Here is a 13,684-nt window from a genome sequence, read left to right as displayed (position 1 = left end):
AACGACCGCGCACGCGCGCGTGGCTAGCTGTCGCCGTCCTCCTCCCAGCCGAAGGTCCTCTCCACGGCCTTGCGCCAGTTGTGGTACTCGCGGTCCCGTACCGACGCGTCCATGGACGGGGTCCACTCGACGTCCTTCTGCCAGTGCGCCTTGAGCTCGTCCAGGTCGTTCCAGACACCGGTGGCCAGACCGGCCGCGTACGCGGCGCCCAGACAGGTCGTCTCGGAGACCTTGGGCCGCACCACCGGGACGTCGAGCACATCCGCCTGGTGCTGCATGAGCAGGTTGTTCTTCGTCATGCCGCCATCGACCTTCAGGGTGGTGATGTGCACCCCGGAGTCCTGGTACATGGCGTCCACGACCTCACGGGTCTGCCAGCTCGTCGCCTCCAGCACCGCTCGCGCGAGGTGCGCCTTCGTAACGTACCGGGTCAGCCCGGTGATCACGCCACGCGCGTCGGAGCGCCAGTACGGCGCGAACAGGCCCGAGAACGCCGGCACGATGTACGCGCCGCCGTTGTCCTCGACGCTCGCCGCGAGGGGCTCGATCTCGTCGGCCGTCCGGATGATGCCGAGCTGGTCCCGGAACCACTGGACGAGGGCGCCCGTGATGGCGATCGCACCTTCCAGGCAGTAGACCGGAGCCTCGGTGCCGATCTTGTACCCCATGGTCGTCAGCAGTCCGCTCTTCGACGGCACCGGGCGGTCGCCCGTGTTGAGCAGCAGGAAGCTTCCCGTGCCGTACGTGTTCTTGGCGGTGCCCACGTCATAGCAGGCCTGCCCGAACACGGCGGCCTGCTGGTCGCCCAGCGCGGAGGCCACGGGCACGCCGGCGAGCTGGCCGAGGGCGGTGCCGTACACCTCGGAGGAGGACCGGATCTCGGGCAGCATGGCCTCGGGGATGTTCATCGCCGACAGGATCGAGGGGTCCCACTGGAGGGTCCCCAGATTCATCAGCATGGTGCGCCCGGCGTTGGTCACGTCGGTGACGTGCTGTCCGCCGTCCGTGCCGCCGGTGAGGTTCCAGATCAGCCAGGAGTCCATCGTTCCGAAGGCGATCTCACCGCGCTCGGCACGCGTACGGAGGTCGGGCACGTTGTCGAGCAGCCAGGCTGCCTTGGGCCCGGAGAAGTAGGTCGCCAGCGGCAGACCCGTCTGCTCGCGGAAACGATCCTGCCCGTCCGTGCCGCCCAGCTGGTTGCACAGCGCCGCCGTCCGTGTGTCCTGCCACACGATGGCGTTGTGCACCGGCTTGCCGGTCGCCCGGTCCCACAGGAGGGTCGTCTCGCGCTGGTTGGTGATGCCCATCGCGCTGAGCTGGTCGGCCCGCAGACCGGCTTTGGCGAGCGCCCCCGCGACCACCGCCTGCACCTTGGACCAGATCTCGGTGGCGTCGTGCTCCACCCAACCGGGCTTCGGGAAGATCTGGCGGTGCTCGCGCTGGTCCACGGCGACGATCGCGCCGTCCTGATTGAAGACGATGCAACGGCTCGACGTGGTGCCCTGGTCGATCGCTGCGACGTACTTCTCGGCGTTGTCCGTCATGGCTACCCCTTGGGCTGGTTCAGAAGGCAGGGTGCGTCCCCATGGCTACGTCAGCCGGAGGCAGGGAGATCCCGAGCCCTGCCCGGCATCCGTGACGAGCGTGCCGTCGCAGCCGTAAAACCAGTGGGGGAAGGAGCCTTGGCGCCGGCGCGAGCCCGCGCCGTGGTGCCTGAACACGCCGAAAGTGTTCACCGGCACCCTGAGGGCGTCAAGGCCGCCGACCACAACGTTTGACGGCCATGTGGCGGCGGCCGGGCAGCTGCCGGGCCGGGTGGCCGGTTGCACGGCCCTGACGGCGCCCGGTCGGGTGATGTTCAGATCTGGTCGGGTCCTCGCGCGGCTGTGGGGATCGGTGACCCACGCGAGGCTTTGCTGGTGGTGTCCGGCCTTCGCTGAGCTCCGTCGCCGGCGACGGACCCAGCCACCTCACTCGCTTGCTAGCCACCAGCATCCACCTGACCAGGTGGTTCCTCAACCGCACAGCGCGCCCGGGCACCTCCTCGGCCCGCCCCCTGCGGCTCAGGCGCCCTGCACGCCCCTCAGGCCCCGCCCCTCTCCGCCACCCCACAGCCCGCCTGTGCCGGTGCCGGGTCGCAGCCGCGGCGGGTCTCGTACCCGGGCAGGCCCGCCCGGCCCAGCACCCAACTGGCACCGTGCAACGCCTTCGCGGCCTTCTTCAGCGGCGCCAGGCACGCCGCCGCCTGACGGTGGTCGCCGACACTGCCCGGCACGCACAGCACCGTGGCGAGCGACAGCGTGACCGGACGGCCGCCCGCCGACCACGGGACGTCCAGGAGCGAGGACGCCAGCGGATCGAGACCCTCCGGGTCACTGAGCACCAGGAAGTCGTCCCCTCCGATGTGCCCCACGCGCGTTCTGTCCGTCGCGGCCTGCCGCAATGCGTGCCCCACCGCCCGGATCAGCTCGTCGCCCGCCGCGAATCCTGCCCCGTCGTTGACCTGCTTGAAGTGGTCGACGTCCAGCCAGCTCAGCGCGAACGCCCATCCGGCCGCGATCCGCCGGTCCACCTCTGCGGTGATCGCGTCCGAGCCGGGCAGACGCGTCAGCGGATTGAGCCCCGCCGCCTCCTCCACCCGCGTCTCGGCCAGCGCCCGCACGAGGCCCGCGAGCCGTACGACGCCCACACACCGCCCGTGCGTGTCCACGACGGCCACATCGTCCGACGTACGCTCCCGGTCGCCGACCGCCACCACGTCCAGAACCTCCCAGGCGGTGGCGTCGACGCCCACCGTGCGCGGCGGGTCACCGAGCTTCGCCGCGGGCCGGTCGGCGTACAGGGCATGCCCATAACGCCCCGACATCGACAACAGGAAGCGGGACCGGTGCACCGACCGGACCGGCACCCCGGCCCGGTCCACGAGCAGCACTCCGGACACGTCCGGCGACCCGGTCAGCAGGGCCCGCACCTGTCCCGCGGAAGCCCCGGCGGGCAGCAACGCCGCGGGGCGCACGAACTCCCGCACCGAGGGCCCCGACCGGGGCACGGCCACATCGCCGGGGGAGCGGGGCGGAACGTAGACGTCCGCGGCGGGCAGCCGCGCCGGCGGCGCGAACAACTCGCCCTGCGCCAGCTGCGCTCCGGCGGCGAGCGCCGCCGCGCACTGCCCTTCGGTCTCCACGCCCTCGACCGCCAGGAGCGCCCCCAGTTCGTCGCACAGCGTCCGCATCGCCCGCACCACCGCGGGCCGCGCCAGCAGCGACGCGTCCAGCTTCATCAGGTCGGGCGCGAGGTCCGACAGCAGCCGCAAGGGCACGTCCCCGTCCCCGACACCGTCCGCGCAGATCCGGAAACCCTGGCCGCGCAGCGCGGACACCGCCTCCAGCAAGCCCTGTTGCGGCACATGCGTGTACGGCGGACAGACGTCGACCGTCACTTCCCAGGGAAGCCGTCCCGCCTCGCGCACGGCGTCATGGAGCGAAGAGACCCCGCCGAGGTCGGCGAGCGTGCCGGCGAACACGTTGACGAACAACGGGAGCAGGGTTTCCTTGCGCACCGCCGCGCGGACCGCCGACACCGCCAGCCGGCTGTCGAGTTCCGGATCCCGGCGGGCCTGCGCCAGGATGTCGCCGGTCTCCGGGCGGGCGAGTATCTCCAGCCCCGCGACCACTCCGGTCGTCAGGTTGACCACCGGCTGGAAGGCGAAGCGGAGAGTGTCCGTCCAGGAGTGCACGGGAGCATGATGACTCCACGGGCGCACGACCGAGCGCAGGTTCATGAGCCGTTCACGCAGGATTCCGGCGCGATCACACAGCGTACGAACAGGTGTCGTCACGTCCCTCTTCGCAACGAGCTGACGGGGCGTCATGAGCCTGTCATAGGCAACTGGGTTCGGGCTTCCCTTCCCCGGCGCGACCGTCTCCTGATAGACGCAAGAGCCATGACACGACTCACCACCGTGGCACGCGGCCTGATCACCGCGTTCGCCGCCCTGCTGGCGACCGCCCCGACCGCACCCGCGCAAGCCAGCACCGAGCCCAGGGCGCCCGAGGACTTCGTGGCTCTCAGAAGCGTGGACCCGACGATCATCCAGGAGATGCGCTACTTCACCCCGCACAACTTCGTCGGCGAGCGCGTCGACGGCTACGCCCAGCCGATCTGCGTCCTCACCCGACCCGCCGCCGAAGCCCTCCACAAGGCCCAGCGGAAGCTGCTCCGCCAGGGCTACACACTCAAGGTGTACGACTGCTACCGGCCGCAGCGCGCGGTGGACCACTTCGTCCGCTGGGCCAAGGACCTCGACGACCAGGCGATGAAGGGCGAGTTCTACCCGAACGTCGACAAGACCCGCCTGTTCGCCGACGGCTACATCGCCGAGAAGTCCGGCCACAGCCGTGGATCGACCCTGGACCTCACTCTCGTGAAACTCCCGGCGAAGCCCACCAGGCCGTATCACCCCGGAGAGCCCCTCGTGCCGTGTTTCGCGCCCAAGGGCGAACGGTTCCCCGACACCTCCGTCGACATGGGCACCGGCTTCGACTGCTTCGACACCCTCTCGCACACCCTGGACCCACGCATCCAGGGCGAACAGCGCGCCAACCGGCTGCTGCTCAAGAGCACTCTGGAAGACCTCGGCTTCGTGAACCTGGCAGAGGAGTGGTGGCACTACACCTTCAAGCCGGAGCCCTATCCGGACACCTACTTCGACTTCCCCGTGTCCAGGAGGTCGCTCACCGGCCACCATTGAGCCGCCCGCTCGCGACGCCCTCTCCGTGATCGGCTACAGTCCGCCGCGTGTCCGAAACTCAGCACTCCAGTTCCAACTCCGCGCCGGACTCCCACTGTTCGAGCTGCGGCACGCCCTACGGAGAGGGCGTCTCCGGCTGGCCCCGCACCTGCCCTGCATGCGGCGCCGTGGCCTACCGCAATCCACTCCCGGTAGCGGTCGCCCTCCAGCCCGTCTACGACACCAAGGGCACCGCCCTGGTCGTCATCACCCGAACCGTCGCTCCCGCGCGAGGGGGCACCGCCCTGCCCGGCGGCTACATCGACGACCGTGAGGACTGGCGGCAGGCCGTCGTACGCGAACTGAAGGAGGAGACCGGCATCGACGCCGCCGCTCGCGAGGTACGCCTCATCGACGCGATGAGCTCACCCGACGGGCACCTGCTGCTGTTCGGCCTCCTCCCGGAACGCCCGGTCGAGGGCCTGCCGCCCTCCACCACCACGGACGAGACGGAGGGCTGGCACCTCCTGCGCAGGCCCGAAGAGCTCGCCTTCCCCCTGCACACCGTGGCCGTGCGGGCCTGGTTCGAAGGCCGGTACATCTGAGCTCAGCGCTCCCCGACCCCGCGGACGCGCACCGGGTAGGGCGGCTCGACCCCGCCGTCCTCACCCTCCCGCTCGACGACCACCCGCGAGCCCCGCCATCGAGCGCTGTACCGCTCGATCTCCGGCTCGTCCCACCCCTCGCCCCCGTCCGGCACGACGAGCCCGCCCCCGGCCCGTCCCCGGGCGGGCGCCCACACCTCCAGCTCCAGACCGCCGTCCTCCCCGCGTACGGGAAGAACGGCACCCGCGCGTGCGAACACCGGGATCCGCGACAGGGGCGCGTCGACGAGCACCTGCGCCGGCCCCTCGTACGCCCGCTCCGTCACCGTGTCGTACCAGCGCCCGCGCGGCAGCTGCACGGCACGCCGGTCCGCGCCGGGATCCAGCACCGGCGCCACCAGCAGGCTGTCACCCACCAGGAAGGCGTCCCCGCAGTCACGCAACGCCCGCTCCTCCGGCGCCGACCACCACAGGGGCCGCACGTAGGGCGCTCCGGTACGCCGGGCCAGATGCGCCAGGGTCATGAAGTACGGCAGCAGCCGCCGGCGTTCGACGAGTGCCACGCGCGCGTGCTCCAGCACCTCGGGACCGAACTCCCAGGGCTCCCTGCGCCCCGCCCGCAGACTCGCGTGCGTGCGGAACAGCGGCAGCCACGCGCCCAGCTGGAACCACCGCAGGTACAGCTCGGGTGACGGATCTCCGTCGAAGCCTCCGATGTCCGGCCCCGAGTAGGGCACGCCGCACAGTCCGAGCCCGATCACCATTGCCAGGGACGCCCGCAGGCCCGGCCAGCCGGTCGCCACGTCCCCCGACCAGGTCCCGCCGTAGCGCTGCATGCCGGCCCATCCGGACCGGGAGAACAGGAACGGCCTCTGCAGCGGCGCGAGTGTGCGCAGTCCTTCGAAGCCCGCCCTGGCCATGCACAGGGCGTACACGTTGTGCGCCTCACGATGGTCACCGCCCCGCCCCTCCAAGGAGTGCCGCGCCGAACGCGGCAGCGTCGACTCCCCGAAGGCGGTGAACGACGTCGGCTCGTTCATGTCGTGCCAGAAACCCGAGAACCCGTGCGTGAGCCGCTCCTGGTAGAGGCCGCCCCACCACGCACGCACGCGCGCGTGCGTGAAGTCCGGGAACACCGCCTCACCGGGCCACGCGACGCCCCGCACGACCTCCCCCGAAGCCTCCCGCACGAACGCGTCCTCGGCCGTCCCGCCGTCGTACACGGCGTTGCCGGGCAGGGCCTTGACGGCCGGATCGACGATCGACACCAGCCGGATGCCGTCCCGTCGCAGTTCCTCGGCCAGGACGGGCAGCTTCGGAAAGCGGTCCTGGTCGACGGTGAACACCTGATGCCCGTCGAAGTGGTCGATGTCCAGGTGCACGGCGTCGAGCGGCAGCCCGTGCTCCAGGTAACCCGCGACGATCCGCCGCACCTCCTGCTCGCTGCCGAACCCCCACCGCGCGTGGTGATGGCCCAGCGCCCACGCCGGCGGCAGCGCGGGCGCCCCGGTGAGCGAGGCCCAGGCGAGCAGCACGCGCGCGGGGGTCCCCGCCATCACCCAGCAGCGCAGCGGGCCGCCGTCCATCCGCAGCTCGCTCGTCCCGGCCCGGTCGTGCCCGGAACCCGCGCCCTCCTCGCCCTCCCGCAGCGTCACCGTGCCGTCCCAGGAACTGTCGTGGAACACCAGATGCGTACCGCCGTCGGCCACCACCACCTGCACCGGCATCGTGATGTACAGCGGGTCGTCACCCGGCGCGAAGGCACGGCCGGGGTCGGTGTTCCACAACCGGTACGTGCCGTCCCGCAGCCGAGGCCCCGAGGCACGTCCACCGAGCCCGAAGACCCGCGCGTCGGCAGCCACCTCGGTCCGCTGCATCCACCGGGCCGGGCCGCCGCCGACCGGCTCCCACCAGCGCGGCGGCAGATCACGACGCAAGGTCACGCCACCGGGCGTGCGCACCTCGACCGCGCCGTGCCGCGAGACCACCACCGTCACCCGCTCGGCCACCACCCGCCAGCCGCCGTCCTTGTCCGGCTCCAGCACCGCCCGGGGATCCGGATCCGGACAGCGCCCGGCCAGCGCGTAGGACGGCTCGGGCTCCGCCCCGTCCCAGCCGAAGAACACCGCTCCGTTCACGGCCACGAGAACCCGCAGCTCGGACCGGCTGAACCGGACGACACCGCCCCCCGGCCCGGGCTCCACCTCCTGCACGGCCCCGGGCACCCGCGCGCGCTCCGCCCCCCGCGCCGGCAGCCCGGTGGCGTCGGCCCGACGCCTGCGCCACGCTGCTCGTACGGTACGCACACCCTGCGCCGTCCCCACCGAACCCACCGCTTTCACCGAGCGCACCAGGTCACGACCGTTCATGCTGCTCACCCTGCCACTGACCACCCCGCGAGCGGGTGCCGTTCAACTGCCGTTCACCCGTGCCGGAACCACATCTTCACGACACGGACTATGTGGGGCGCACCCTGGTGCCGAAGTCGATCACATGGCATTGTCCGTGCCAGCCGCGCCACGCGCACACCCCAGCCCGTGCGCGGAGGACGCACACGACGCGCACAGTCCGGGAGCCGACCATGCCGACCGATAGTCCCCAGCCGCTCTGGCAGCCCGACCCCGAGCGCATCGCCCGCGCACGGATCACCAGGTTCCAGGCCTGGGCCGCCGAGCACCACGGCGCCCCCGCCGAGGGCGGCTACGCGGCGCTGCACCGCTGGTCCGTGGACGAGCTGGAGACCTTCTGGAAAGCCGTCACCCAGTGGTTCGACGTGCGCTTCGCCACCCCCTACGCGCGCGTGCTGGGCGACCGGGCGATGCCGGGCGCCCAGTGGTTCCCCGGGGCGAGCCTCAACTACGCCGAACACGCCCTGCGCGCAGCGGACACCCGCGCGGACGAACCGGCCCTCCTGTACGTCGACGAGACGCATGAACCACGCCCCGTCACCTGGGCCGAGCTGCGCCGCCAGGTCGGCTCCCTGGCAGCCGAGCTGCGCGCTCTCGGCGTGCGCCCCGGAGACCGTGTCAGCGGCTACCTCCCCAACATCCCGCAGGCCGTGACCGCCCTCCTCGCCACCGCCGCCGTGGGCGCCGTCTGGACCTCCTGCGCGCCCGACTTCGGCGCCCGCAGCGTCCTCGACCGTTTCCAGCAGGTCGAACCCGTCGTGCTGTTCACCGTCGACGGATACCGCTACGGCGGCAAGGAGCACGACCGGCGCGAAACCGTCGCCGAGCTGCGCCGCGAACTACCCACCCTGCGCGCCGTCGTCCACATCCCCCTCCTCGGCACCGAACCGCCCGAGGGCGCCCTGGACTGGACGGCACTCACATCCGCCGACACCGCCCCCGTCTTCGAGCAGGTGCCCTTCGACCACCCCCTGTGGGTGCTCTACTCCTCCGGCACCACCGGCCTGCCGAAGGCCATCGTCCAGTCGCAGGGCGGCATCCTGGTCGAGCACCTCAAGCAGCTCGGCCTGCACTGCGACCTCGGACCCGAGGACCGCTTCTTCTGGTACACCTCGACCGGCTGGATGATGTGGAACTTCCTCGTCTCCGGCCTGCTCACCGGCACCACGATCGTCCTCTACGACGGCAGCCCCGGCTATCCGGACACCGGCGCCCAGTGGCGCATCGCGGAACGCACCCAGGCCACCCTCTACGGCACCTCGGCCGCCTACGTCATGGCCTGCCGCAAGGCGGACGTGCACCCGTCCCGCGACTACGACCTCTCATCCGTCCAGTGCGTCGCCACCACCGGCTCGCCCCTGCCGCCCGACGGCTTCCGCTGGCTGCACGACGAGGTCCGCGACGACCTCTGGATCGCCTCGGTCAGCGGCGGTACGGACGTGTGCTCCTGCTTCGCCGGCGCCGTCCCGACCCTCCCGGTCCACATCGGCGAACTCCAGGCCCCCTGCCTCGGAACCGACCTGCAGTCCTGGGACCCGAGCGGAAACCCCCTGGTCGACGAGGTCGGCGAGCTCGTGGTCACCAACCCCATGCCGTCGATGCCCATCCACTTCTGGAACGACCCCGACGGCAGTCGCTACCGCGGCAGCTACTTCGACACCTACCCCGGCGTCTGGCGGCACGGCGACTGGATCACCGTCACCTCCCGCGGCTCCGTGATCATCCACGGCCGCTCGGACTCGACGCTCAACCGCCAGGGCGTACGGATGGGATCCGCCGACATCTACGAGGCCGTGGAACGACTCCCCGAGATCAGGGAGTCCCTGGTCATCGGCATCGAACAGCCCGACGGCGGCTACTGGATGCCCCTCTTTGTGCACCTGGCCCCCGGCGCCGCCCTCGACGAAGCGCTGCTCAACCGCATCAAGCAGACCATCCGCGAGCAACTGTCACCCCGCCACGTCCCCGACGAGATCATCGAAGTACCCGGCGTCCCGCACACCCTCACCGGCAAGCGCATCGAGGTCCCGGTCAAACGCCTCCTCCAAGGCACACCCATGGAGAAGGCGGTCAACCCGGGCTCCATCGACAACCTCGACCTGCTGACCTTCTACGAGGACCTGGCCCGCAAACGCGCCTGACCCACCCTCCCGACTACTTCACGTCACAGGCGCCGATGCCGCAGGTCACGGCGAGAAAGTAGCTGTGGCCTGCGGGCTTCCCTGTGTTGGCGAGGGGTCGATCAGCTCCAGCGGCCTCCGTTGTCAGTGCCGTCGATTACTGTGAGTGAGCATTGATCGACCGTGCACAGGGGGAAACACATGGCGCACACCGACAGCCGAACCATGCGACGGGTCCTGCGACGCGAAATCGCCGGCACCATCGGCCTGCTCACCGACGAGCACGACTTCCGGGTCATGCGGCGCTACCGCAGCTTCGCCTTCGACGACCACGCGGCCTACCTCAAGCATGTGGAAGGCCTTCTCAGGACACGGGCCCTGCAGGGCAGCCACACCACGATCGCCCTCTTCGACCCCGAGGAGTACGCCGAGTTCTGCACACGGAAGGACCTGGACCCCGACACCCCGTCGAGTCGCACCCGCTTCACGGCACAACTCGCGGTCACAGGCCCGACCCTTCCCTACGACGGCCGACCCCTGTCCGACCTCCTCCCGGTCCTCGTCGACGAAGCGGTGCGACAGGCCACCTGGGAGTACGCCACCACGCTCCTCGCCCGCCTGGGCGCCTGCGGCTCGTGCGGCGAGGACATCGGACGCGCCGCCTTCGGCCGGGCTTCGGAGCTCCTCGTCCGCATCCTCGACACGGCCCCGCACGGCGACCGGCACCTCGTCTGCAGCGTCACCGGACCGCCCGAGACCCTCGTCGCCGCCCTCCACGCCACCGATGCCGGCGACGCCCTCGACCTGGACGAGACCGAAGCCCTCGAGTTCACCACGGTGCTGGCCCTCGGTCTGGCCACCGAAAGCCCCGGCGGCCTCGTCATCCGCGCCAGCGCACCAGGCACCCCGGACCGCGTCTACGGCTGGCGCCTGCGCGGATACGGGCTCGTACCCCTCACAGCCGGCGAGGTCTTCGACGCCTACTGCACCGACGTCGAATCCGGCGACCTCATCTCACCGGAATCCAACGTCGACTACTGCGAGCCCCCCGACCTCGGGGAGGAGAAGCCCGCGCACGGACACAACCACTGAGACGCGGAAGGGGCGCCCCATCTCAGTGGAGCGCCCCTCCGGGACAGCCATCGGCCGACGTCACGCGGCCTACTCGCCGGACAACACCGCCTGCGCCGCGCTGCGCGCGTCCTCGGCACTGTCCGACGCCCGTGCCGCCGCGGCAGCACGCTCACACTGCGCCAGTGTGTACTTCGCCAGTGTGGCCCGGACATACGGAATCGACGCCGCGCCCATCGAGAGAGAGGTGACGCCCAGACCAGCCAGCACACATGCGAGCAACGGGTCGGACGCGGCCTCACCGCAGACACCACAGCTCTTGCCCTCGGCCTTCGCAGCCTCGGCGGACAGCGCGACCAGGTCGAGCAGCGCGGGCTGCCACGGATCCTGCAGACGGGAGACCGCACCGACCTGACGGTCGGCGGCGAAGGTGTACTGGGCGAGGTCGTTCGTCCCCAGGGACAGGAACTCGACCTCCTGAAGGATCGAGCGGGCCCGCAGCGCGGCCGACGGGATCTCGACCATCGCGCCGAACTTGGCCCGCAGGCCGGCCTCCCGGCACGCGTCCGCGAAGGCCCGGGCGTCGATGCGGTCGGCCACCATCGGGGCCATGACCTCGAGGTAGACCGGCAGCCCCTCCGCGGCCTTCGCGAGCGCCGTCAGCTGGGTCCGCAGGACGTCCGGGTGATCCAGCAGCGTCCGCAATCCGCGCACGCCGAGCGCCGGGTTCGGCTCGTCACCCGGGGTGAGGAAGTCGAGCGGTTTGTCCGCCCCCGCGTCCAGCACCCGCACCACGACGCGTCCCTCGGGGAACGCCTCGAGCACCTGACGGTACGCGGCGACCTGCTTCTCCTCGGACGGCGCCTGCTTGCTGTCGTCGAGGAACAGGAACTCGGTACGGAACAGACCGACACCCTCGGCACCGGCCTCGACCGCCGCGGTCACATCGGCGGGTCCACCGATGTTCGCGAGCAGCGGCACCTTGTGACCGTCGGCGGTGGCACCGGGCCCGGTGGCGGCGGCGAGCGCCGCCTTGCGCGCGGCGGCCGCAGCTTCGAGCTCGGCCTTCTTCTCGTTGCTGGGATCCACGAAGATCTCACCCGTACTGCCGTCGACGGCGATCATCGTGCCTTCGGCGAGTTCCCCGGCGCCCGGCAGTGCCACCACGGCCGGCACCCCGAGCGCCCGCGCCAGGATCGCACTGTGGCTGGTCGGACCGCCCTCTTCCGTGACGAAGCCGAGCACCAGCGTCGGGTCGAGCAGCGCGGTGTCGGCAGGCGCCAGGTCCCGGGCGACAAGGACGTAGGGCTCGTCGCTGTCCGGGACGCCAGGCATCGGCACCCCCAGCAGGCGAGCGACGATACGGTTCCGCACATCGTCGAGGTCCGCCACGCGACCGGCCAGGTACTCACCGGCACCCGCCAGCAGCTCTCGGTACGCGGCGAACGCGTCGTAGACCCCGCGCTCGGCCGTGCTCCCCACGGCGATCCGCCGTTCCACATCCGCTATCAGCTCGGGGTCCTGGGCCATCATGGCCTGAGCCTCGAGCACCGCCTGAGCCTCGCCCCCCGCCAGGTTGCCGCGCGCCATCAGGTCAGCCGCGACAGCCTCCACAGCCTTGCGGGCGCGCCCCTGTTCGCGCTCCGCCTCCTCAGCCGGGATCTGCTTCGGCGGCGGCTCCAGCACCGCCGTTCCCATATGCCGAACCTCGCCGATCGCCACACCGTGGCTCACACCGACGCCTCGCAGCGTTGTCTCCATCTCACCCGTCTCCGATAGTGCGGCGGCTCCCGCCGCCCAGTTGGTTGTCGTACTCGCCGTCATACGACGGCACTGGCGTCACTTCCAGAGGAAGAGACTGTCGCCGGCCTTCACATCGCCGTTGTCGCGAAGATCGGAGAGCGCCTCGGACGTGGCTTCCAACGCCACGACCGGGCAGACCGCGGACTTGCCGGCGGCCTCGACGGCGGCAGGGTTCCAGCGCACGATGCCCTGACCGCGCCGGACGGTGTCGCCCTTGTTCACGAGCAGCTCGAAACCCTCGCCGTTGAGCTGCACGGTGTCGATACCGAGGTGGGTGAGCACGCCGTGCCCGTTCTCGTCGACGACGACGAACGCGTGCGGGTGCAGGGAGACGATGACGCCGTCCACGGGAGAGACGGCCTCGGAGGGCTCACGTACGGGGTCGATCGCTGTACCCGGGCCGACCATGGCCCCGGAGAAGACGGGATCCGGCACGGCTGCCAGTCCGATGGCGCGTCCTGCGAGCGGGGACGTCACGGTGGTCATGGGAGGCCTCCCAGGGGTGGAGATCGATATGGGCCGTCCCAGTCGGTACCGGGCGGCACACTGTTCAGCAGCGTATGTCACGTGAAGTGCCGGTTCCGCGCGAGCACTCCGAAGTGGTCTAGACCATACCGCAAATCGATTTGCACCCGCTCTGTGGCCGCGTGTACAGTCGTACTCCTGCCTGGGGCTGAGCGACACAACCTTGTGCCCTGGCCCGGCAGCACCCAACTTGTCAGATCCTATCTCGGGATCATCTTCTGCATGCCTGCAGGACGGTGGTCAGAGAGTCGGAAAAACACTGATAGAGTTTGGAACACCGAAGGGAAGCGCCCGGCGGAAAGCCCGAGAGGGTGAGTACAAAGGAAGCGACCGTTCCTTGAGAACTCAACAGCGTGCCAAAAGTCAACGCCAGATATGTTGATACCCCGTCTCCGGCCATCAGGCTGGGACGAGGTTCCTTTG

At 70.7% G+C, this 13,684-nt stretch carries 10 protein-coding genes; 4 read left to right on the top strand and 6 right to left on the bottom strand.

The annotated features are described in order from the left end of the window. Positions 1-23: 23 nt before the first annotated feature. Positions 24-1,544, bottom strand: a complete 1,521-nt coding sequence (glpK, locus tag ABEA82_RS27455) for a glycerol kinase GlpK (RefSeq protein WP_345664369.1) — start codon at positions 1,542-1,544, stop codon at positions 24-26. A gap of 539 nt (positions 1,545-2,083) precedes the next feature. Next, on the bottom strand, positions 2,084-3,736 hold the full coding sequence (locus tag ABEA82_RS27450; protein WP_345664368.1) for an EAL domain-containing protein: 1,653 nt from the start codon (positions 3,734-3,736) through the stop codon (positions 2,084-2,086). A 207-nt stretch (positions 3,737-3,943) separates the two neighbouring features. Here ABEA82_RS27450 and ABEA82_RS27445 point away from each other — a divergent pair, with 207 nt between their 5' ends. Further along, complete coding sequence (locus ABEA82_RS27445; RefSeq protein ID WP_345664367.1) at positions 3,944-4,750, top strand: M15 family metallopeptidase; 807 nt, start codon at positions 3,944-3,946, stop codon at positions 4,748-4,750. A 47-nt stretch (positions 4,751-4,797) separates the two neighbouring features. Continuing rightward, positions 4,798-5,334, top strand: a complete 537-nt coding sequence (locus ABEA82_RS27440; protein WP_345664366.1) for an NUDIX domain-containing protein — start codon at positions 4,798-4,800, stop codon at positions 5,332-5,334. Between the two features lie 2 nt (positions 5,335-5,336). Here the strand turns inward: ABEA82_RS27440 and ABEA82_RS27435 are convergent, their stop codons facing one another. Next, a complete protein-coding gene (locus ABEA82_RS27435; RefSeq protein WP_345664365.1) occupies positions 5,337-7,703 on the bottom strand; it encodes a glycoside hydrolase family 31 protein in 2,367 nt (788 codons plus the stop codon). A gap of 212 nt (positions 7,704-7,915) precedes the next feature. Between ABEA82_RS27435 and ABEA82_RS27430 the strand changes: the two genes are divergently transcribed. Both ABEA82_RS27430 and ABEA82_RS27425 read left to right on the top strand, forming a co-directional pair. After that, positions 7,916-9,883 carry an acetoacetate--CoA ligase gene (locus tag ABEA82_RS27430; protein ID WP_345664364.1) on the top strand — a complete coding sequence of 656 codons (1,968 nt, stop codon included), beginning with the start codon at positions 7,916-7,918 and terminating at the stop codon, positions 9,881-9,883. Positions 9,884-10,063: 180 nt separating this feature from the next. Next, a complete protein-coding gene (locus tag ABEA82_RS27425) occupies positions 10,064-10,954 on the top strand; it encodes a hypothetical protein (protein ID WP_345664363.1) in 891 nt (296 codons plus the stop codon). Between the two features lie 69 nt (positions 10,955-11,023). Here the strand turns inward: ABEA82_RS27425 and ptsP are convergent, their stop codons facing one another. The 3 genes from ptsP to ABEA82_RS27410 form a co-directional block, all read right to left on the bottom strand. Beyond that, positions 11,024-12,694, bottom strand: a complete 1,671-nt coding sequence (ptsP, locus tag ABEA82_RS27420) for a phosphoenolpyruvate--protein phosphotransferase (protein ID WP_345664362.1) — start codon at positions 12,692-12,694, stop codon at positions 11,024-11,026. A 78-nt stretch (positions 12,695-12,772) separates the two neighbouring features. Beyond that, positions 12,773-13,222: a PTS sugar transporter subunit IIA gene (locus ABEA82_RS27415; RefSeq protein ID WP_345664361.1), complete on the bottom strand. Its 450-nt coding sequence runs from the start codon at positions 13,220-13,222 to the stop codon at positions 12,773-12,775. A gap of 250 nt (positions 13,223-13,472) precedes the next feature. Then, on the bottom strand, positions 13,473-13,684 hold a 212-nt coding region (locus ABEA82_RS27410; RefSeq protein WP_345664360.1), incomplete at its 5' end, for a hypothetical protein.

The organism is Streptomyces venetus, from assembly GCF_039540295.1.
Lineage (GTDB): Bacteria > Actinomycetota > Actinomycetes > Streptomycetales > Streptomycetaceae > Streptomyces > Streptomyces venetus.
This window is presented reverse-complemented; position numbering and strand designations above follow the sequence as displayed.